The 21,326-nt window shown below is 37.3% G+C and carries 22 protein-coding genes; all 22 read left to right on the top strand.

The genetic code is table 11. From position 1 onward, the window contains the following. Positions 1 to 6: 6 nt before the first annotated feature. The 22 genes from BI291_RS17730 to BI291_RS17625 all read left to right on the top strand — a co-directional run bounded on the left by BI291_RS17730 (position 7) and on the right by BI291_RS17625 (position 21,314). Entirely contained in the window at positions 7 to 729 is a 723-nt protein-coding gene (locus BI291_RS17730) for an RNA polymerase sigma factor FliA (RefSeq protein WP_175573152.1), read from the top strand. Positions 730 to 776: 47 nt separating this feature from the next. Then, positions 777 to 1,160, top strand: a complete 384-nt coding sequence (gene cheY, locus BI291_RS17725; RefSeq protein WP_074500631.1) for a chemotaxis response regulator CheY — start codon at positions 777 to 779, stop codon at positions 1,158 to 1,160. 27 nt (positions 1,161 to 1,187) lie between these two features. Further along, a complete protein-coding gene (locus BI291_RS17720) occupies positions 1,188 to 1,931 on the top strand; it encodes a protein phosphatase CheZ (protein ID WP_074500629.1) in 744 nt (247 codons plus the stop codon). 13 nt (positions 1,932 to 1,944) lie between these two features. Beyond that, complete coding sequence (locus BI291_RS17715) at positions 1,945 to 4,044, top strand: chemotaxis protein CheA (protein WP_074500628.1); 2,100 nt, start codon at positions 1,945 to 1,947, stop codon at positions 4,042 to 4,044. Between the two features lie 32 nt (positions 4,045 to 4,076). Further along, positions 4,077 to 5,189, top strand: a complete 1,113-nt coding sequence (locus tag BI291_RS17710; protein WP_074500627.1) for a chemotaxis response regulator protein-glutamate methylesterase — start codon at positions 4,077 to 4,079, stop codon at positions 5,187 to 5,189. A 26-nt stretch (positions 5,190 to 5,215) separates the two neighbouring features. Further along, positions 5,216 to 5,998, top strand: a complete 783-nt coding sequence (locus BI291_RS17705; protein ID WP_074500626.1) for a ParA family protein — start codon at positions 5,216 to 5,218, stop codon at positions 5,996 to 5,998. Further along, positions 5,998 to 6,804: a chemotaxis protein CheW gene (locus BI291_RS17700; protein WP_254849613.1), complete on the top strand. Its 807-nt coding sequence runs from the start codon at positions 5,998 to 6,000 to the stop codon at positions 6,802 to 6,804. The genes BI291_RS17705 and BI291_RS17700 overlap by 1 nt, the downstream gene beginning before the upstream one ends. An 88-nt stretch (positions 6,805 to 6,892) precedes the next feature. Continuing rightward, complete coding sequence (locus BI291_RS17695; protein ID WP_074500625.1) at positions 6,893 to 7,387, top strand: chemotaxis protein CheW; 495 nt, start codon at positions 6,893 to 6,895, stop codon at positions 7,385 to 7,387. 117 nt (positions 7,388 to 7,504) lie between these two features. After that, on the top strand, positions 7,505 to 7,894 hold the full coding sequence (locus tag BI291_RS17690; RefSeq protein WP_139302653.1) for a DUF2802 domain-containing protein: 390 nt from the start codon (positions 7,505 to 7,507) through the stop codon (positions 7,892 to 7,894). A gap of 130 nt (positions 7,895 to 8,024) precedes the next feature. Further along, positions 8,025 to 8,801 carry a VacJ family lipoprotein gene (locus BI291_RS17685; RefSeq protein ID WP_074500623.1) on the top strand — a complete coding sequence of 259 codons (777 nt, stop codon included), beginning with the start codon at positions 8,025 to 8,027 and terminating at the stop codon, positions 8,799 to 8,801. A 34-nt stretch (positions 8,802 to 8,835) separates the two neighbouring features. After that, positions 8,836 to 11,583: an SLBB domain-containing protein gene (locus BI291_RS17680; protein WP_074500622.1), complete on the top strand. Its 2,748-nt coding sequence runs from the start codon at positions 8,836 to 8,838 to the stop codon at positions 11,581 to 11,583. A 188-nt stretch (positions 11,584 to 11,771) separates the two neighbouring features. Next, entirely contained in the window at positions 11,772 to 12,833 is a 1,062-nt protein-coding gene (gene wecA, locus BI291_RS17675; protein ID WP_074500621.1) for a UDP-N-acetylglucosamine--undecaprenyl-phosphate N-acetylglucosaminephosphotransferase, read from the top strand. Between the two features lie 145 nt (positions 12,834 to 12,978). Beyond that, positions 12,979 to 13,374, top strand: coding sequence for a type II secretion system major pseudopilin GspG (gspG, locus tag BI291_RS17670; RefSeq protein WP_074500620.1), 396 nt, complete (start codon positions 12,979 to 12,981; stop codon positions 13,372 to 13,374). Further along, complete coding sequence (locus BI291_RS17665; RefSeq protein ID WP_175573149.1) at positions 13,374 to 15,032, top strand: GspE/PulE family protein; 1,659 nt, start codon at positions 13,374 to 13,376, stop codon at positions 15,030 to 15,032. Before gspG ends, BI291_RS17665 begins: the two co-directional genes overlap by 1 nt. After that, a complete protein-coding gene (locus tag BI291_RS17660) occupies positions 15,032 to 16,237 on the top strand; it encodes a type II secretion system F family protein (protein ID WP_074500619.1) in 1,206 nt (401 codons plus the stop codon). Before BI291_RS17665 ends, BI291_RS17660 begins: the two co-directional genes overlap by 1 nt. A gap of 1 nt (position 16,238) precedes the next feature. Continuing rightward, a complete protein-coding gene (locus tag BI291_RS17655; RefSeq protein WP_074500618.1) occupies positions 16,239 to 16,712 on the top strand; it encodes a Tfp pilus assembly protein FimT/FimU in 474 nt (157 codons plus the stop codon). Further along, entirely contained in the window at positions 16,713 to 17,147 is a 435-nt protein-coding gene (locus BI291_RS17650; protein ID WP_074500617.1) for a prepilin-type N-terminal cleavage/methylation domain-containing protein, read from the top strand. Continuing rightward, the gene (locus tag BI291_RS17645) at positions 17,144 to 17,833 is read left to right on the top strand and encodes a prepilin-type N-terminal cleavage/methylation domain-containing protein (RefSeq protein WP_074500616.1); all 690 of its coding nucleotides are present in this window, start codon (positions 17,144 to 17,146) and stop codon (positions 17,831 to 17,833) included. The genes BI291_RS17650 and BI291_RS17645 overlap by 4 nt, the downstream gene beginning before the upstream one ends. Continuing rightward, complete coding sequence (locus BI291_RS17640) at positions 17,817 to 18,731, top strand: type II secretion system protein GspK (RefSeq protein WP_083602168.1); 915 nt, start codon at positions 17,817 to 17,819, stop codon at positions 18,729 to 18,731. Before BI291_RS17645 ends, BI291_RS17640 begins: the two co-directional genes overlap by 17 nt. Before the next feature lie 215 nt (positions 18,732 to 18,946). Next, a complete protein-coding gene (locus BI291_RS17635; RefSeq protein ID WP_074500614.1) occupies positions 18,947 to 20,197 on the top strand; it encodes a PilN domain-containing protein in 1,251 nt (416 codons plus the stop codon). Then, the gene (locus tag BI291_RS17630; RefSeq protein WP_074500613.1) at positions 20,197 to 20,754 is read left to right on the top strand and encodes a hypothetical protein; all 558 of its coding nucleotides are present in this window, start codon (positions 20,197 to 20,199) and stop codon (positions 20,752 to 20,754) included. Before BI291_RS17635 ends, BI291_RS17630 begins: the two co-directional genes overlap by 1 nt. Next, positions 20,751 to 21,314: a hypothetical protein gene (locus BI291_RS17625; RefSeq protein ID WP_074500612.1), complete on the top strand. Its 564-nt coding sequence runs from the start codon at positions 20,751 to 20,753 to the stop codon at positions 21,312 to 21,314. Before BI291_RS17630 ends, BI291_RS17625 begins: the two co-directional genes overlap by 4 nt. The last annotated feature ends 12 nt before the right edge of the window (positions 21,315 to 21,326 follow it).

Raw genomic sequence — 21,326 nt, 5'->3', positions numbered from 1 at the left:
TAAGCAATTTTGGGTAAAGCCAGTGCATACGGTTCGCAAATTGATAAAACGGCATTGCTCGAGCAGCATAGCAGTTTAGTAAAGCGTATCGCTTATCATCTACTCGCTCGTCTGCCTGCTAGTGTGATAGTTGATGATCTTATTCAATCGGGCATGATTGGTCTATTGGAAGCGGCAAATAACTTTGATAACACCAAAGGGGCTAGCTTTGAAACCTTCGCGGGTATACGTATTCGTGGCGCAATGCTCGATGAGATACGTCGTGGTGATTGGACCCCCAGATCAGTACATAAAAACAGCAGAATGGTCAGCGAAGCCATAAAAAACTTGGAAGCAGAGCTAGGCAGAGATGTTTCTGATATTGAAGTGGCTGAAAAACTTGATATTTCGCTGAATGAGTACCATCATATTCTTAACGAAGTAAATGGCGGCAAAATCATCGGTATTGAAGATTTAGGTGTCAATGAAGATGCTGTTTCAAGCTTTGAAGATAAAAACAATACTGATCCATATCAAAATATAGAACATGTAGTGTTTAAAAAGTCATTGGCAGAGTGCATTACTACTTTACCAGAGCGAGAAGCTTTAGTACTGTCTCTGTATTACGACGAAGAATTGAATTTACGCGAAATTGGTCAAGTGCTCGATGTTAGTGAGTCGAGAGTTAGCCAGATTCATAGCCAAGCATTACATCGATTAAAAGCCCGTATGCAATCTTGGCAAAGTTAAGTACAATATATTTATAAGCATTTAGAATTAAGTCCCTGGAGGGTGCCTTGGATAAAAATATGAAAGTACTTGTTGTTGACGACTTTTCAACAATGAGACGCATCGTAAAAAACTTACTACGTGATTTAGGGTTCACTAATATTCAAGAAGCAGATGACGGCAGTACAGCTTTACCTATGCTTAAAGAAGGTGATTTTGATTTTGTCGTTACTGATTGGAATATGCCAGGGATGCAAGGTATCGATTTACTCAAAGCGATACGAGCAGATGCAAGTTTGTCGCATATACCTGTTTTAATGGTAACAGCTGAAGCGAAGAAAGAACAAATCGTGATGGCTGCGCAAGCGGGTGTTAACGGTTATATTGTGAAGCCTTTTACTGCAGCAACGTTAAAAACTAAGCTTGATAAAATTTTTGAGCGTTTAGGATAATAACGAGTTGCCACGTAAGGACGTTGCATGAGTATAAATAACGGTGTCCATGTTTCATTGGAACAGGCAAAAATGTTGGTTGAATATTTAGAAACCGATCAACAAGATAAAGCAGATGAATTAATTGCCGAAATTCAAAACCCGATTAATTCCGAGTTATTTGCCGAGATTGGTAAGTTAACCCGTCAACTTCATGACTCATTAATGAATTTTCAGTTAGATTCGCGATTGAATGATTTAGCGACAGCAGATATTCCTGATGCAAAAGAACGATTAAATTATGTGATCAGTCGTACAGAAGATGCAGCCAACAAAACGATGGATGCAGTTGAATCTATCTTTCCTGTTGTTAATACCATTCAACACCAAATTAGCACAGTTAAACCGCTGTGGAATAAACTGATGCATAATAATTTAGATGTCGGTGAGTTTAAATCTTTATGTCATGATATTGACGTGTTACTGAAAACTTCAGAACGTGAAACTGAGCGTATGCATGGTTTAATGACTGATGTATTAATGGCGCAAGATTTCCAAGACTTAACCGGACAAGTGATTCGAAAAGTGATTGATCTGGTTAGAGAAGTAGAAGATAGTTTAATTAATATGTTGACGGCTTTTGGTGTCACAAGTGAAAGTATGCAGGGCACGGGTAAGCCATCGGTTGGCGAAAACCTCGTTGAAGGCCCAATTGTTAATAAAGATAATCGAGATGACGTAGTTGCTGATCAAGACGATGTTGATGATCTTTTATCAAGTTTAGGATTCTAATAGGAGTTGCTGGATGTCATACGAAGCAGATGAAGAAATTCTTCAAGATTTTCTAATCGAAGCAGGTGAAATACTTGAAAGCTTATCTGAGCAACTTGTTGAACTAGAAAATGATCCAGATAACGCAGATCTATTAAACGCTATTTTTCGTGGCTTTCACACGGTGAAAGGCGGTGCGGGTTTCTTATCATTAACTGAACTTGTAGATGTGTGTCATGGCGCTGAGAATATCTTTGATATTTTGCGTAATGGTCAACGAAGTGTAACACCTGAACTTATGGATGTTATTCTGCAAGGGTTAGATACGATTAATGATATGTTTGCCTTGGTGCAAGCCCGTGAAGAACTGATTCCTGCCGACCCAGCATTATTAGCAGAATTACATCGTCTAAGCTCTCCCGAAGGCGCAGAACCAGTTGCGGCAACACCTGAAATGCCAACACAGGTCGTATCAACAGACACATCAAGCAATGATGCTTCATCAGACGAAATGTCTGAAGATGAGTTTGAACGCTTATTAGATGAATTACATGGGGGAGGCTCATCCAGTGCGCCACCTGCACAAAGTACTGCCCCTTCTGCTAGCTCGGCAAGTTCTAGCAATGAAATAACTGACGATGAATTTGAAAACTTATTAGATGAGCTTCATGGTCAAGGTGCTTTTGCACCAGGTGTTGGTGCAAAACCTGAATCTGGAAACAACGATGAAATCAACGATGACGATTTTGAAAGTCTTCTTGATGAATTGCACGGTAAAGGTAAAGCACCTCAAACAAGCAGCAACCAAGCACCTGAAGAGGTTGCTCAACCTAAGCCTGTTCAAGCAACAGCACCCAAGCCAGCTGAACAACCAACTGCAGCGGCTAAGCCCGTTGCTAAAGCACCGGCGAAAAAACCTGCGGATAAACAAAATGCTCCGCAAGGTGAAACAACCGTTCGTGTTGATACCCAGCGTCTTGATCAAATTATGAACATGGTTGGTGAGTTAGTCTTAGTGCGTAATAGACTGACAAGTTTAGGCATGACAAAGGAAGACGAAGAACTGACTAAAGCGGTATCTAATTTAGACGCGGTAACTACTGACTTACAAGGTGCAGTGATGAAAACTCGCATGCAACCTATTAAGAAAGTTTTTGGTCGTTTCCCACGTGTAGTACGCGATCTTGCCAGAAGTTTAAATAAAGAAATTAAGTTAATATTAGAGGGTGAAGAGACCGATCTCGATAAGAACCTTGTCGAAGCATTAGCCGATCCTTTGGTGCATTTAGTACGTAATTCGGTTGACCATGGTATTGAAACACCAAGTACTCGAGAAGAAAACGGTAAACCGCGTGAAGGTACGGTTATTTTATCAGCCTCACAAGAAGGTGATCATATACTCCTGACCATTAGAGATGATGGTGCAGGGATGAACGCTGAAAAATTAAAAGAAATCGCCATTGAGCGCGGCGTTTTAGATGCTGATGCCGCAGCAAGAATGTCTGATTCTGACGCTTTTAATCTTATTTTTGCCCCTGGTTTTTCAACAAAAACAGAGATTTCAGAAGTGTCGGGCCGTGGCGTTGGTATGGACGTTGTCAAAACGAAAATCACCCAATTAAACGGTACAGTAAATATAGATTCTGAATTAGGTGTTGGTACGGTACTTGAGATTAAAGTCCCTCTTACATTAGCTATTTTACCTACATTAATGGTGGTCGTTGGTGAACAAACGTTCGCGCTACCTCTTGCCGCCGTTAATGAGATTTTCCATTTAGACTTGACGAATACTAATGTCGTTGATGGTCAACTAACCATCATTGTTCGAGAAAAAGCGATCCCGCTATTTTATCTTGATCAATGGCTAGTGAGAGATTTCAAAGAAAAACCGAGAGATAAAGGGCATGTTGTCATTGTTCAATTAGGTGCTCAACAAATTGGCTTTGTGGTAGACAGTTTGATCGGGCAGGAAGAAGTCGTAATTAAACCGCTTGACCGTTTATTACACGGCACTCCTGGTATGGCAGGCGCAACAATAACAAGTGACGGTGGTATAGCATTAATTATTGATGTACCAAGCATGTTAAAATTTTATGCGAAAAAATCCGCGGTAAATAAAAAATTGCGTTCATAATTAACGATAACAATACGCAAAAGAGATATTAAATGGCCTATAAAGTTCTGGTTGTTGATGATTCGAGTTTTTTTAGACGTCGGGTCACTGACATTATTAATAGTGATAAGAACTTAACGGTTATAGACGTTGCTGTTAATGGGATTGAAGCAGTAGAAAAAGCAAAGTCTTTAAAGCCTGATGTCATTACCATGGACATAGAAATGCCATTACTTAACGGTATAGAAGCTGTTAAGCAAATAATGGCAAATTCACCGATTCCTATTTTAATGTTCTCATCTTTAACGCATCAAGGAGCTAAGGCAACGCTTGATGCACTTGATGCAGGTGCGCTTGATTTTCTGCCGAAAAAATTCAATGAAATTGCGAACGCAAATAGTGATGCTGGTAGTATATTACGTAGTCGAGTATTAGAAATAGCCCGAAAAAGGCTGGGTTCTCGGCGAGTAAGTGCTAGGCCATTTAATAGACCTTCCATTACTAAACCAAGTACAGTACCTGTCAGTAATAGTACGTTAAATACACAAGTTAAGCGACCTATTGGTAGTATTCGCCCATCTGGGAAATCCTATAAGCTTTTAGCAATCGGTACATCAACAGGTGGGCCGGTCGCTTTACAAAAAATATTGACACAACTCCCACAAAATTTTCCTCTGCCAATTATAATGGTACAACATATGCCAGCGGCCTTCACTAAAGCTTTTGCCATGCGTTTAGACAGTTTATGTAAAATAAGTGTGCGTGAGGCAGAAAATGGTGATGTGTTAAAACCAGGTGTAGCTTACCTAGCACCAGGCGGTACACAGATGCTAATTGAAGGTAAAGAAAATCATGCTAAGCTAAAAGTAGTGGTTGATGATACTGATAGAATTGCTTTTAAACCAAGTGTTGATGTGAGTTTTGGCTCAGCGGCTAAAATATTTTCAGGCTCTGTGCTCGGGGTTATTCTTACTGGTATGGGATCTGATGGCCGAGAAGGTTCAAGAATGCTTAAAGCAAAAGGAGCGACTATCTGGGCACAAGATGAAGAAAGTTGCGTTGTTTATGGCATGCCCCAAGCCGTTGCTAAGGCTGGTATATCAACAGCAGATATACCTTTACTTGAATTTCCTAACGCTATTTTGAAAGAAATACAGTACGGATAGCACCACAATGCTATATAGGTGATAACTTGTTAGTTTGGACAGTTGCAAATCAAAAGGGTGGTGTGGGTAAAACAACCACAACGATTTCGATTGGCGGTTTATTAGCCGAGCAAGGTAAACGCGTTTTACTTGTTGATACTGATCCACATGCATCTTTGAGTTATTATTTTGGTATCGAATCTGAAGATCTTGAGTTAAGCGTATATGACCTGTTTACACAAGTGTCTACCAAAGAGCAGATCATGCAAAGCCTGTGTCCCACACAATATAAAAACATCGATATATTACCCGCGACTATGGGATTAGCTACGTTAGATAGAGCATTAGGTGCAAAAGGCGGTATGGGGTTAGTGTTAAAAAAGGCTATTGCCCAGCTTCAAGACGAATATGACGTAGTATTGATGGATTGCCCACCTGTATTAGGGGTATTAATGGTTAATGCTCTTGCTGCTGCAGATCGCATTATTGTGCCAGTACAAACTGAGTTCCTAGCGTTGAAAGGGTTAGATCGGATGATGAAAACACTTGATATTATGCAAGGTGAACAACAAGAACCTTTTACTTATACAATAGTGCCAACCATGTTTGATAAGCGAACTAAAGCATCGCTTTTAGCATATAGAAAGCTGCAAGAAGTCTATGGTAACACCGTTTGGCAAGGAGTTATCCCTATAGACACAAACTTTAGAAATGCTAGTGAAGCACAAAAAGTTCCCTCTGATTTTCAAGCCTCAACGCGAGGGGTAACAGCCTATAAAAACTTGTTAGATTATCTTTTGTCTCTTGAAAGCATTCAGGAGCGTCATTAATGGCTGCAAAAGATAAAGGCTCGTTAAGTGCAAGCAAAGGTTTAATGCAAAACTATCTGTCTGAGTTATTAACTGAAGACTCAGTTGAACCTGTATTAGAACAAAAACAACAATTAAATGAATTATTACAGCAAGCAAGTGTGACGCACAATGTTGATGAAAAACAACTTGATGTTATAACGTCGGCAAAATCGTTAAATAAACCCCCTGAGATAACAGCTAAGCCCGAGATAAAAGCAAAAGAGAAAACAGCTGAACCACAAATCAAAGTACCAACGACTACTGAAGAACCAGAAGCAATTACGACACGTAAAAGTAAAGCTGAATTTATTGTTAAAGCTGATAAAGATTATCGTAAGGGAGCTTTTCAAGCGATGTTTTTCGATGTAGCAGGGCTTATTGTTGCTGTACCTCTTATTGAATTAGGTGGCATTCACAACGTAGATAAAACCAATAGTTTAATGGGTAAACCTGCTTGGTTTAAAGGTGTTATGCTACATAGGGACGAAAAAATTAATGTTGTTGACACTGCTCAATGGATAATGCCGGAAAAATGTAACGAGAACCTTATTAATTCATTGAACTATCAGTATGTTATAATGTTAAATAATAGTCAGTGGGGTTTGTTGGCTGAAAACCTAATTGATACGGTAACCTTAGAGCAAGATGACGTTAAATGGTTAACAGGTTCAACGAAGCGTCCATGGCTAGCGGGTTTGATAAAAGAACGTATGTGTGCATTAATTGATGTAGATGCACTAATCATGATGTTAAATGATGGTGCGAATATTCATCAAAATGCTTAATAACGTAAGAATTAATTTGATGTATTAACAAGGTAAATCTATCTTTATAATAGATTTTTGAAGAATTAACGCGAAAGAGGCGAGCGGTATGTCTGATGAAAGACGCAGTGCAAGTGATAATGTAGACACGAATGATGAAGTGCTTCAGTGGGTCACGTTTAAATTAGATAGCGAAACTTACGGCATTAATGTAATGCAAGTTCAAGAAGTGTTACGTTATAGTGAAATAGCACCTGTACCTGGCGCACCGGTTTATGTACTAGGCATTATCAATTTACGTGGTAACGTAGTTACTGTCATTGATACCCGCTCACGATTCGGTTTGCCATCATCCGAAGTCACGGATAATACAAGAATTGTCATTATTGAATCTGAAAAGCAAGTGATAGGTATTTTAGTCGACAGTGTTGCTGAAGTGGTTTATTTAAAAGCGTCTGAAATTGATATTGCGCCCAATGTGGGCAACGAAGAAAGTGCTAAATTTATTCAAGGCGTATCAAACCGAGACGGTGAATTACTTATTTTAGTTGATTTAAATAAGTTACTAACTGACGACGAGTGGGATGAATTGAAGCAATTCTAAGTATTTGCCACCGAAGTGGCAAATACCATAAACATTATGAATGAGCTACTCAACTATATTGAATATGCAGTTATCGCGTGCTTGCTGATACTGAACATTATTTGTTTTGTTAAAATAATGAACCTTTCAAAAAAAACAGCGTACTTAACTACTCAACTTTCAGGTTTAGAAATACTTGTTACTGATTTACAACAAGAGCTAATGAACACTGCAAAGGCCGTTAACGATAAATTGTCTACAGCAGCTGATTGGCAAGTAGAACAAGAACAAGTAAGTGGTCAATTAACCCACCGAACGAATGCATTGAAAGAATCAATCGCTACATTACAAGCAGAATTAGCTGAATTTCAGCATCAACAACCTGAAGACAAGTTATACTCCCGCGCGCAAAAAATGGTTAAATTAGGCGCCGATGTCAATGAGTTAATGGTCGAATGCCAATTGCCTAGAATAGAGGCTGAGATGCTAATTGCAATGCATAAGCGGAGCAGTAAGTCATCTAGTTAAACTATTTTCTTACATTTTTTATAAACTTTTCTTGTTAAATTCAACTGTTAAAGACTATGTCACAGCGATTGCTCGTGGTAAACTTTGCTCGGAATTTTTTCAGCTTAGATTTTCTTAAGGAAAGAGTACGTTGTCACGGTCGCTAATACATCTAAAAAACTTATTTATCGCGCTTACTGCTGTTTGGCTAGTCGGTTGTTCTTCTACACCAGCGCACCATGAAGCCGCAGGTGATCCTAAAGACCCACTTGAAACGATCAACCGCCCCATCTGGACGTTTAATTGGGAGTACGCAGATAAATATGTGTTAAAGCCTGCATCTGAAGCATATGTCGATAACGTAAATAAAGACTTTCGTTCAGGTGTTTATAACATGGCACTGAACTTGAACGAACCTTCGGCGGTAATCAACAACTTATTACAAGGTAAGTTTAGTGACGCAGCTAAAAGCACAGGGCGCTTTATATTAAACTCAACTATTGGATTGTTTGGTTTCTTTGACCCTGCTAGCGACTTCGGTTGGGGCAGAAAACATGAAGAGTTTGGCGAAGTGCTTGGTAGTTATGGTGTAGGTGATGGCCCTTTTTTAATGCTTCCTGCAATGGGGCCTAGTTCTGTTCGTGATGAAGTAGGCGATTATGTAGATCGTTACTACTGGCCAATGGCGGTGATTGACTTTTGGCCAAACTTAGTCAGAGTTGGTATTATCGCGTTAGAACAGCGTGCGCAATTAAAAGATCAAGAACAAATGCTAGAAAATTCGACAGATACTTATCAATTTGTCAAAAATGCGTACTTTCAAAATATGAAATTTAAAGTTTATGATGGTAATCCTCCCATTGAAGAGAGTGAAGACGATGCAGACTTTGAAGCATTTATGGACGAACTCGACGGCGGCGAAGAGTAAATAACAATAATTTAGGTTTAACTTGGTTTTATCAATGAAAAAAATAATCACTGTATTTTTGTTTATATATCTATTTGTTGGCAATGCAATTTCGGCGCAAATACCTTCGAATATTTCCCCACAGCAGCTCGAACAATTTAAGCGATTACCACCAGCTCAGCAAAAATCATTAGCGCAAAGCATGGGAGTTGATTATAACGCAATACGAGCTCAGCTTTCAGGTAGCAATAACAAGAAAACAGAGCAAAAAGAAGAAGCATTACCGCAACTTTTTCCTCGAGGGACTAAATACGATGAATTTGGTAACCCTATTTTTGATCAAGAAGCAGAACTAGAAAAAGAAGAAGATGATGACGGTAAGCCAAAACCTTTTGGTTATGACGTGTTTGCCAATGAACCTTTTACCTTTGCGCCTTCTATGGATATTGCTATTCCGGAGAACTATTTAGTTGGTCCGGGTGATACGCTAAAAATTCAAATGTTTGGCAAAGAAAGTAATGATTTTGAAATTGAGGTTTCAAGAGAAGGTGATGTCGTTGTTCCACAACTGGGTGCATTTAATGTTACCGGTATGACCTTTATTGAAGCAAAACAGTATTTAGCGAATGAAATTAAAAACAAAGTATTAGGCGTTAACGTTATCGTTACTTTGTCTGACTTACGCTCAATTCGTGTGTTTGTTCTAGGCGATGCCTATAGACCGGGTCAATACGTGTTAAATTCGTTATCAAGTGCCACACACGCTATTATCGCAGCAGGTGGTATTAGTGAGGTAGGCTCGTTACGTGATATTCAAATTAAGCGCGGTGGAAAACTCGTCGCAAACTTAGATTTATATGACTTACTTATCAAAGGTGATTCTAGTCACGATATTATTTTAAAATCTGGAGACGTAGTGTTTATTTCCTCTGTTGGAGATAGAGTGACTGTCGACGGTGAAGTGAAAAGACCTGCTATTTACGAATTAAAAGAAGGTGAGAAATTTCAAGATGTCATTAAAATGGCTGGCGGTATGTTGCCTTCTGCATACCCCTCTTCAACGATTGTTGAAGGGTTTAATGATAATAACCTTAGAACTGTAAAGACGGTTGATTTCAATTCATCTACAGCACTTTCAGAAAAAGCTAAAGACGGTGATGTAGTAAAAGTAACGAAAACATCTTCGCAATATGAAAATTCTGTCACCTTTATTGGTGCAGTTACTAGACCAGGAAAATATCAATGGCACGAAGGGCAACGCATAGCCGATTTAATTCCGAACATTCATGCGTATGTTGCCAGTGATGCTGACTTAACTTACGGTTTAGTGATCCGCGAAAAAGACATTGGTCGCAATATAGACATATTACAATTTAGTTTATTTAATGCAGTAAGTGACAAAAACTCAGAAGATAATTTAGTGCTGCAGGCTCGCGACAGAGTGTTAATATTTTCTAATCAAGAGGTTATTTCAACTGAAATTGATAGTTTAGAAAGTTTAGCTTTCACGAAAGATGAGCTCTTACTGTTAGAAAAAGAAAATGCAGAGAAAAGACATGAAGACAAGCTATTCTGGCAATATTACGAAAATGAAAACTCACAAAATGCGTTAAATTTAACAGAAGAAGTCAACAAAGCGGAAGAAACGTTAAAACAAACGTATAAGTCTATTGAGGAATTAACAGGTGCTGAAGAAGAAGAGCCAGAATTACGAGAACTTAACTTTTTCTCACGTAAGCGTTTGCTAGCACCCGTTATAGAGCAATTAAAGCGTCAAGCTGCCTCTGGTGAACCGTTACAACTCGTTGAGGTTGATGGTGCTGTTAAGTTTCCAGGGGTTTATCCACTAGCAAAAAATGGTCGTGTTGATGACTTAGTCAAAGCCGCCGGTGGCCTTCAAGAATCTGCATATTTAGCAAATGCTGAAATGACTAGAAATGATATAGAAAACGGTTTAGCGGTAAAGCAAGCATTTAAAATTGACCTTGCCAGTGCACTCGCAGGGGAGAGCAGCCAGAATAAACAATTACAAAGCAAAGACAGATTAAATATTCATCATATACCTGCTTGGCAAGAAAACCACACTGTTGAACTCAAAGGTGAGTTTATGTTCCCTGGTAAATACACCATTCGCAGGGGAGAAACACTGGGGCAATTAATCAAGCGTGTGGGTGGTTTTACTGATTTTGCCTATCTTGAAGGTTCATTATTTACGCGAGAAACCATTAAAGAGTTAGAGCTGAAAAACCTTGTTAAGGTGTCAGAAAGCTTACGTATGGAAATTGCTTCTAAGAATCTCTCTGATCGAGATGGCAACAGTTCGTTTGATTACGAACAAACAAGCCAACTATTAGCTGATTTAACTAGTGTAAAACCCATTGGTCGTTTAGTGATTGATATCCCATTAATCGTGGCAAACGAGCAAACAGACGTGATACTTGAAGACGGCGATATGCTGTATATTCCAACCAAACAAAACTCTGTTAATGTGGTAGGGCAGGTTCAAGTGACGTCTTCACATATTTATCAAACCCATTTAGATGCTTTTGATTATATTGGTTTAAGTGGTGGAATGAAAAAGCAAGCAGATGAAGATCGTGTTTATGTTATCAAAGCCAATGGCCAAGTGCATATTCCAAGTGGTGACAGCTGGTTCGCTTCGGATACACAGGAGTTACAACCGGGTGATACCGTTGTTGTACCGTTAGATTCATATTATATGGAAGATTTAACGTTATGGCAGGTAGCTACACAAATTATCTATCAAGCAGCGGTAGCAGTTGCAGCAATTTCTAATTTGTAGACAATAGTGTTAAACGGCGAGATAATGCTTCAGTTATAACTCGCCGTATTCACATTTGATGAATTGACGTGGTTGTTTGTAAAATATTTGCTGTTTACCCTAGATTCTAACTAGCTAGCCTACTATAATTAGCGAAATTTTTTATGCTTACTGGCTCGTGTATTTTTTTAAATACCAAGGTTTATTGAATGCTTCTTATTTTAAGTGCTTTACTTGTCGCTTTCTGTGTTTCTATTTCTACAATTAAAGTGTTACTTCCCTTAGCGCCACATATTGGTTTAGTTGATCTACCAAATGAGCGTAAAAAGCATGACGGCGCTATCCCCCTTATTGGCGGTATTTCAATTTATACTGGGGTGTTAATAGCTTCAACGTTTTTTGTTGAACAAAATCAAATTATTAACTTATATTTTATTTCCTCAGCGTTACTCGTATTTATTGGCACGATGGATGATATCTATGATCTAAGTGTAGCACCTCGTATGATCTTTCAAGGTATTGTAGCCTCATTAATGGTTTTTGGTGCAGGTATTTATATATACGACTTTGGCAATATTTTTTCGTTTGGCAACGTAAATGTAGGTTCATACGGCATGATATTTACCATGCTTGCCTGTGTTGCTGCTATTAATGCCTTTAATATGATTGACGGTATCGATGGTCTTGCAGGCTCAATGAGTATTATTTCAATACTTTCAATAACTTTATTAACCACATTAAATGATAATTCTGCCGATGTACTATTACCGTTAATTCTTGTTGTCGCGATAATTCCTTATCTTTTTTATAATGTGAGTACTCGAAATCCACGTGGTAAAAAGATTTTTATGGGCGATGCAGGTAGTATGTTTATGGGCTTAACGGTTATTTGGTTGTTAACATTGAAAACGCAAAATACAGTATACGGCGAAGCATCATTTAGACCTGTAACAGCATTGTGGGTGATTGCAATTCCTTTGATGGATATGTTTGCAATTATGATACGAAGAATGCGTAAAGGCGTTTCTCCTTTTCAAGCTGATAATGGACACTTACATCACATATGTATGAGATTAGGTTTAACATCTCGTCAAGCATTATGGGTGATAAGTACACTTGCAGTCTTTTGCTCTAGTATTGGTATTATGGGCGAAATTTTCAGCATTTCTGAACCACTCATGTTAAGTGCTTTTTTATTGTTATTTTGTATTTATTCTTATGCAATGCAGCATGCTTGGCGATTCATAAAGCATATTAATAAAAATAGATAGTTCAGTTGTGCTTCAATTAAAGTATGTGTTAATAGATTTTTTTCAAGTATTTTTTCTTACATATTCCCTGTAAACTTTTAATGACTCATTTGTTTTATCTTGGTAATATTTGCTGCATTAATTTGACTAACTGTGTTTTATTTGTATGTACAAAAATCGAGGATTTACTTTAATTGAACTACTTATTGTTATCGTTATTTTAGGGTTACTTATGTCTTTAGTAGCACCAAAAATGTTTTCGAAAGTTGGTTCTTCTAAACAAAAAACAGCATTAGCCCAAATGCAAATGTTACAAACTTCTTTAGATACTTATCGATTAGATATTGGCGACTATCCGACTGCATTATCCGAATTACGAGTATCAGAAAAGCCTAATTGGGATGGTCCATACATACCTAAAGATGTACCTAGTGACCCATGGGGTAACGCTTATCAATACAAGTCACCTGGCCCTAATGGGGAAGACTACGTCTTAATGAGTTATGGGAAGGACGGTGTTTTAGGCGGTAAAGATGAAGATGAAGATTTGGTGCATCAATAATGCTGAATATGGAGCAAACCCTTCAGGAATTTGATGTTGCCTTAGATGATATTGAAAAAGCAAAAGCATATCAATCCAAGTTTGGTGGCGCTTTAGAGCGTTTACTTATTAATATGGGAAGCTTTTCTGAAGATAACCTACCCTCTTTTTATAGTCGTCTATTGCAGTTACCTATTTTAACCTTAGATGAGTTTGAAACATTAGAACCTCCTATTGGAGCCGACTTAAATGTAAAGTTTTTAACAGACCGAGGTTGGTATCCATATAAACAAAACGGCAAGCATTATACTTTTGTTACCGTATCTCCTTTAAATTGGGAAGTTATTCAGTATTTACAGAGTTTACATGTTAAATACTCAAGCGTTATTACAACTGACGATGTTTTTCAGAAATTTCAAATTAATCATATTGAACAGCAAGTGAATGCTGGAAATGATACGCAATTATTATCAGATGTTGAAGAAGATAAGTTAAGAGAACTAGCTAGTGAAGCCCCAACGGTTAACTTATTAAACTCACTTATTGCAAGAGCACTTAAACAAGGTGCTTCAGATATGCATCTTGAGCCGCAAAGAGGTAGATATAGAGTCAGATTTCGCGTTGATGGGGTTTTACAAGAGATAGAAACCTTACCATTACGGCTTCAACTTGCTGTCATTTCACGACTTAAGATATTAGCTGATATGGATATTGCCGAAAAGCGCAGACCACAAGATGGCAAAATTGAAATGAAGATTTCAAATATAGCGTTAGATATTCGAGTATCTTCATTACCTTTAAATGATGGTGAAAGTATGGTTATGCGTTTTTTAAGAAAAGACGCAGTTCAATATGAAATGGATGTTTTAGGGCTCTCCGAGGATATCGAAACAAAAATAAAAGACGACTTAAAACATACTGCAGGTGTTATTTTACTTACGGGGCCAACAGGTAGTGGTAAAACCACGACTTTGTATACGTTCTTGAATGAACTTAACGATGATGATGTGAAAATAATTACCTTAGAAGATCCAGTAGAATATCAATTAGAAGGAGTTAACCAAGTACAAGTTAAGCCTGATATTGGTTTTGATTTTAGCGCTGGTTTACGCAGTATTGTTAGGCAAGATCCTGACATTATAATGATAGGTGAAATTCGAGATAAGGAAACTGCACGAATAGCAATGCAGTCTGCACTTACCGGTCATTTAGTTTTTAGTACAGTTCATACAAATGATGCGCCCAGTGCATACACGCGTTTACTTGATTTAGGTGTAGAAGAATTTTTGTTGAATGCGGCGTTAGTATCTATTATCGCGCAAAGATTGGCACGTAAAGTTTGTCAACACTGCACTATTCCGCACCCTGAACAGAAGGAGTTAATTAACAAATATCAATTGGAAGAACTCGCTAATAAAAACAATCTGACAGAAATCACTTTATGTCAACCTCAAGGTTGTGAGCACTGTAATAATAGCGGCTACAAGGGCCGAATGGCTGTTATTGAATATTTACGCTCAGACCAAGAAATTACAAGTTTACCTAAAAATGAAAGGTTCATCGCTGAAGCGAAAGCACATAATAAAAGTATCGGCGGACGTACTTTACTTGAAGACGGTTTAGTAAAAGCAATGAAAGGTCTTACTACAGTGGATGAAATTATTAGGGTTTGTGGTTAATGGCTCAATTTCTTTATCAAGCGTACGATGTTCATGGTGCTAAAGTTGAAGGTATTCTTGATGCAAATACATTTGAGCTTGCTAAAAAAGAATTAGTTGAACAAAAACTTATTATCATTTCTTTAAAAGAACAGGGTGAAAATAAGTCTTCAATTAGTTTATTTGAAAGTAAAACGGTTAGCCTAGACGAGTTAGAATTTATTACATCTGAGCTGTCTATATTATTAAAAAATGGCGTAAAAATAGACAAAAGCTTATATATTTTGCAACGTAATAAAGCGAAAGGTGCTTCTGAAAAACTACTTAAAGAGTTATATACAGCAGTGAAACGTGGAAATATGCTGTCAGATGCCATGGCAGAACATCCTGATGTTTTTGATCTCCTTTACATTAATTTAGTGCGGTTAGGAGAAGCTAGTGGTGATTTATCTAATGTTTTTGAAAAGCTCGCCATAGATCTAAAGTTTAAAGCAAATCTTAAGCGAAAGATTATACAATCCCTTACCTATCCCTTGGTTATTTTAAGTGTTTGTATATTATGTATTTTATTTATATTTAATTACATTGTACCTCAAATGAGCGGGTTGTTTGATGGGTTGCCAGAGTTACCTATTTACACAAAAGTTTTATTAGATGTAAGTGCTTGGATGCAGCAGTATCAATGGTTTCTTTTTCTCGCGATTGCAGCTGCTATTATAGGGCTAATGGCTGCGTTTAAAAATCCAAATACTAAGCGAAGGCTTGATGAAGTATTAATAAAAACGCCTTTAATTAAAGGAGCGTTGCTCGTTGTAGAACGTATAAGGTTTAATGCGGCATTATCTATGATGATTGATGCGGGCATTTCAATTGATAAAGCGTTAGAACTATCAGCGGGAAGTGTAAAAAACCGTTTTATTCGACAGGGCCTAATAGCTGCCAAAGAACAAATTAAGAAAGGGGAGGGGTTAACTGCTTCTCTTGGCCGAAGCCCTATTTACCCTGAATTTTTTCTGTCTTTACTAGAAGTAGGTGAAGAAAGTGGAAAATTGTCACCCGTATTTAATGAAATAGCCTCTCGTTCAAGGGCAGAGTTTGAAAGTTGGACTGATAAAATGACATCTACCTTAGAGCCTTTATTAATCCTTACAATGGGCGGTATAGTTGGTAGTGTTGTTGTGACCATGCTATTAAGTATTATCTCGGTCAACGAACTAGGATTTTAAAATGTTTTTACGTTCGCAAAAACATGTTTGTTTATGTAAGCGTAAGTATCGCTCTGTTAGAGGAGTAACATTAATAGAGTTATTAGTTGTTATCTCTATTATGATGACAATGATGTCAATTGTTGCACCATTAGCGATTAATACTGTGGATAAAGCTAGTGCTCAAAGTGAATATTTATCATTTTGCAACTTATTAAGAAAAGCCAGTATTAAAGCATTCTCAAATGGTGCAACGATTAAAGTTGAACTTAACAAGCATCAAGTTATCATTTCCAAAGTGGCAACAAATGATATTTTCAACGAACAAAACCAAGCGACAAGCTTTCAACTGTTAGAGCAACACTTTGAATTTTTATCTTTTGATGATTCTGTCTTGTTTTTTAACAAAAATGGTATGGTAGATATTACAGTACTTCAGTTTCGGCAGGGCAATAAAACTAGACAGTTAGATTTAATTGCTTTGTTGGAGCAATAGATGAGATTAAACAACGGTAAACGCTACAATAAATCGCGCGGTTTTACGTTAATTGAGGTCTTAGTTGCTTCATTTATTTTATTTTTAGTCATTGCCTCTATTACCTTAGTATATAGAGGTGCGATATTATCAAGTGGTAAAGCAGAACGAACCTTATTGTTTTCAGCAGCTGTTGAAACAATAAGTGAGAGTATCAAAGCTAAAATTCAAACGTCAGGTCAACAAGAAATAATGGAAGAACAAGGTGAATGGGGGCGTGTAACGTTTTCTTGGGTAGCTAAGCCAGCTTTCGTTAGTGCGCCACCTGAGCGAGTGAGTTTGGCAAGCGGGGAGCTAGAAAAGTCTATTAATCAGTTTGTATTATGGAATGTAGAGCTTCAACTGTCTATTGATAAAGCGAGCAGGGTATATCAATTCAATGAGGTAAGTTGGTGAAGGGGAGTAAAGGTTTCACCTTAATTGAGATGCTAGTATCAATGACGTTACTTTCCATGGTAATGCTCATTGCAACTAATGCATATTCGTTATTTAGTGACAGATGGAATGGTCGTCTTGGGCATTTTAATCAAACCTTAGCTACTACAAAAAATTTACTACTTGTACAGGAGTCCTTGCAGAGTATTACGGGCTATGTTGTCACCGATAATAAACAAAGTGCTAAATATTATTTTGAAGGTAATAGAAATGGTTTTGTTGCAGTAACATTAAGATCGATGTTTAAGCCAGATTTCGCGGCAGTGGTTAGATTGAAATTCGAACAAAATGATGATTTTACCTTTCGCCTGATCTATCAAGAGTCACCAATGAATCAACAAATGTTAGTACAGGTAACACAACAATTAGAGTTTGAGCATTCAGTTGTTTTATTTGATAGGGTAAAAAATGCAGAGTTTCTCTATTTCGGTTGGTCCTCTTTAGAAAATAAAAATTGGACACCTGACCTAACAAGTATGCAACCTCCGCAAAAGGAGTGGCTTAGCGATTATAATAGTTTAGAAAAACTTGTTTTTCCAGAACAGGTAAGTGTAACTTTTACCGTTGAAGGTAAACAGTATTCGATACAATCCCGTTTGAATCGGCCAATCCCAGCAGTATTATCAAACTATGTCAATCAAGATTAACTCTACATCCTATACAAGACAGTCGGGTATTGCATTAGTACAAGTCTTGTTAATTAGCATGATTATCAGTTTATTAGCGTTGAGTTTTACGTATACAGCAAGAGAGCAAATTGCTACCGCTACAGCCCTTGAAAACCGAATTCAAGCAAGCAACTTGATAAAAAGCACACAAAGTAAAATGTTGTACTTGTTATTGACACAACAAAACGATGAGCACCTTGAACAGCTTTATCCAAACAGTGAACCTTGGAATGTGTATGGGCAACCTTTTGTATTAATAAACGATGAAAGCATTGTCATAAAAGTACGTATTCAAGATAATGCAGGGTTATTACCATTACAGTTCATAAAATGGCCATTCTGGCGCGTAGCATTAGAGAATTTAGGCCTACAAGACCAGCAGATAAAAGAATTTCAAGGGCGTTTTGGTGATTGGCAAGACAAAGATACAGATGCTTGGATTGTTGGTGAACAAGAGCCAACAATGCTTGAAAATGGCTTTGAATATCGAAATTTTCCGATACAATTGTCACAAGAGATTGATTTGTTTTTTGAAAGTCATCAAGTGGCTTTAGAGTCTATAAAGTCAATGAGTACATTGTATCCATTAGCGGGACTTAATATTCAAAATGCCCCAAACCATTTATTAAAGCTCCTATTTCCATTAGATGTAGCTGAACAAATAATTGCTGAACGACAAAACCGAGTTTTGACTAAGGAGGAAATTAATGGGATATTGAATAATCAATATGATGAGACATATTTATCTTTTTTTCCGGCTAACCACTTAACCTTGAGTATACAAGCAAGTGTGAATGATGTGGTGTTACAAGAAACAATAGAGTTTAAATTCGAACCATTTGCCAACGAACCTTTAATGATTTTTGCTCGTTATTAAATCTAGATGATTTGTTTTTATCATAAAGGCAATGATTGAAATACTCTTTTACTAAAATAATGGCTATTTTGGACATAAAAGATCAGAATACATTGTATGGTGTGTTAGTACTGAGGTAGGATACTCCCATTCGTTAAGGTAATAGCTACTTCCAATATAACTATTGTCGTGTATAATTTTACCCCCGTTAATTCGGCGATCATTAAGAAAGTAAATTGCAACAAGCTAATAATCAAGCATCAAAAAATACTCAGCAAAAATCACGTATACTAGCATTCATCAAAGAAAAGTTAGCGGATCGTGGTGGATATTTATCGAATGAATTTTACGCGATAAAGAGTGACAAAAAAGAGGGTGTTTCTTTAATTAAACAACCCAAAGAAAAGATCGCTAAAGCTACTTGGTTAATTTTAGGTCGCGAGCATTATTTCGAAGTTTCTAAGGTCTATCCGATTGCCAATAAACGCGAATTATTAAAAGCATTAGAATATGACGACGACAATGCACCTTTTTCAGGTACAACACTAAAATTTATAGAACGAATAAATGAACATAGCCATAGAGTTACGCTTTGGGTTGTAGAACCGAAAATATTTGATTCAATAAAGGAAAAACCTTGGTTAATTATTCCGGAATCGTTTTTGTTAGCTAATGCACTTGATGATAAAGTATCGATTGCTTGCATAAAAACCTTATCAAATACTTTGTTTATCTCTAAAACCGGCCAAGGTATCGTATCTGGTATTCAGTCTGCCAATACACCTTCAGTAGAGTTGTTTGCATTGGCTTCAGGTGCTCCACTAGTAACTGAACAAGAACAGTGTTTAAGCACAGAAGAGCAATCCGATTTTGTTGCTTTATTATATGAAGGATTATTAAGGCAAGGTATTACGTCGCTTCAAGGGTTTGTGGTAAAGTCAGAGAAAATCAACTGGCAAGATTACCCGTGGAAAGAAGCAGGCATAATTGCAGTTACCCTCTTCAGCGGTTATTTATTACTTACAAGTGGTTGGCTTGTCTTGCGAAATGCACACTTGGATTACGCTTTAACAAACAAAGCCGAGCAGGTGAATGAATCCTTGTCACTTCAAAAAGCGTACCAAACAGCAGTAAGTCAGCATAAGCAGTTACAAGCACCTTTACAAAATCAAAATCCTCATTGGAATATTTGGCATATAGCTTTAGACGTTATTGCTTCAGGTGCTCAATTAAAAGCGATTTTATATAAAAATGAAACAGTGACTATCCAAGGGTGGGCTAATGAAGGTCAAAGAGCTACCGATATATTGTCAAAATTAACTAAAAATCCTTATTTAATGCAACCAAGCTTTTCAAAGCCTGTACGTAAAAGTAGGGGACGTGAAGAATTCAGTATTAGCTTTACGCTCAACACTAATGAATTAGTAAAAAGTAGTCGTGTAGAACCTGCATCTAAACAAGCACTCCCTGAAGTAAGGAGTAATTGATGAGCACACTAAGAAATCGTAAAAACTTGTTATTAGTTGTTGCTTTGCTCGCGGCAATTCGATTTATAGTTGTACCTGTTTTTGATTGGCAACAAGAAAATATTGACGACATAAATGCAAAGGCAATGAGGTTAAATAAAGCTGAAAATGTAATAGCACGTAAGGAAACACTAGCAGTTTCGCTAACAGGTGTAGAAAAAATAAATGAGCGAACAAAAACGCTTTATCACAGTTTTAGTTCTACAAATGAGATGAAATTATCCTTGCAGCAACAAGTAGAAAAAAAGTTTAGTCAACACAAGGTAAAAATAAAAAACTTCACGTGGCCCAATGAACTTGAAGGTGATATCAAAGAATTACGCGCTAAAATTTTTTTTGAAGGTGATACAAACGATATAGCACTATTGCATATGGATCTATCAGATCAAGCGACCTTTTTTAACATTGTAGAATGGACGATATATATCCGAAGAATGAAAGAAAACTCTCTTGGCGAGGCTTCAGGTAGTCTTGTTTTTTCAGCTTATAACCTTTCGACGAACCTGGAAGCTAAATGATGTTGAACTTTAAAAAAGTGACAACGACCGAGAACGAAGTACACGGGTTAAAAAAATTTACTAAACGAGAGTTAGTTGTTGTTTGGGGAATCATCTTATTCTTAATATTTTTTGATTTCGTTACTCGTTTTAATGATGGTACTGCGCAAGTTAGTAATGAATGGTCTCAAGAGCAACTATCATCAACCGGACTTCTTGCATTGAATGAAGTAGAATTTAAACAAATTTCTGAAAAGCTAAAGCGATACGAATCAACGGCAAAAACTAAAGTAGAAAAACAGCAAGGTTTATCTGAAGCAGAAATGTTAGCCCAAAAAGGTGATTTAAAAGAGCTATATGCTAAAAATATGCGATTAATGTTAGTTGGAACGTTTGAGCAAGATGGTCGTTTCGCTGTTGTTGCCCAAGAAAACTTAACAACAAATAAACGTGAGCTTCGCAGAGTCACCTTAACAGATACATTAAACGGTTATGCCGTAACAAACATATTGCCTAATAAACTGATATTAACTGGTTACAGCAATGTGATAAATCTTCACTTGTATAATACAAGCAGCTAGCAATAGGTTACA

The organism is Thalassotalea sp. PP2-459 (genome assembly GCF_001913705.1).
In the GTDB taxonomy this organism is placed as follows: Bacteria; Pseudomonadota; Gammaproteobacteria; order Enterobacterales; family Alteromonadaceae; genus Thalassotalea_C; species Thalassotalea_C hakodatensis.
Note: the sequence above shows the minus strand (reverse complement) of the source record. Positions and strands in the feature narration are given on the sequence as shown.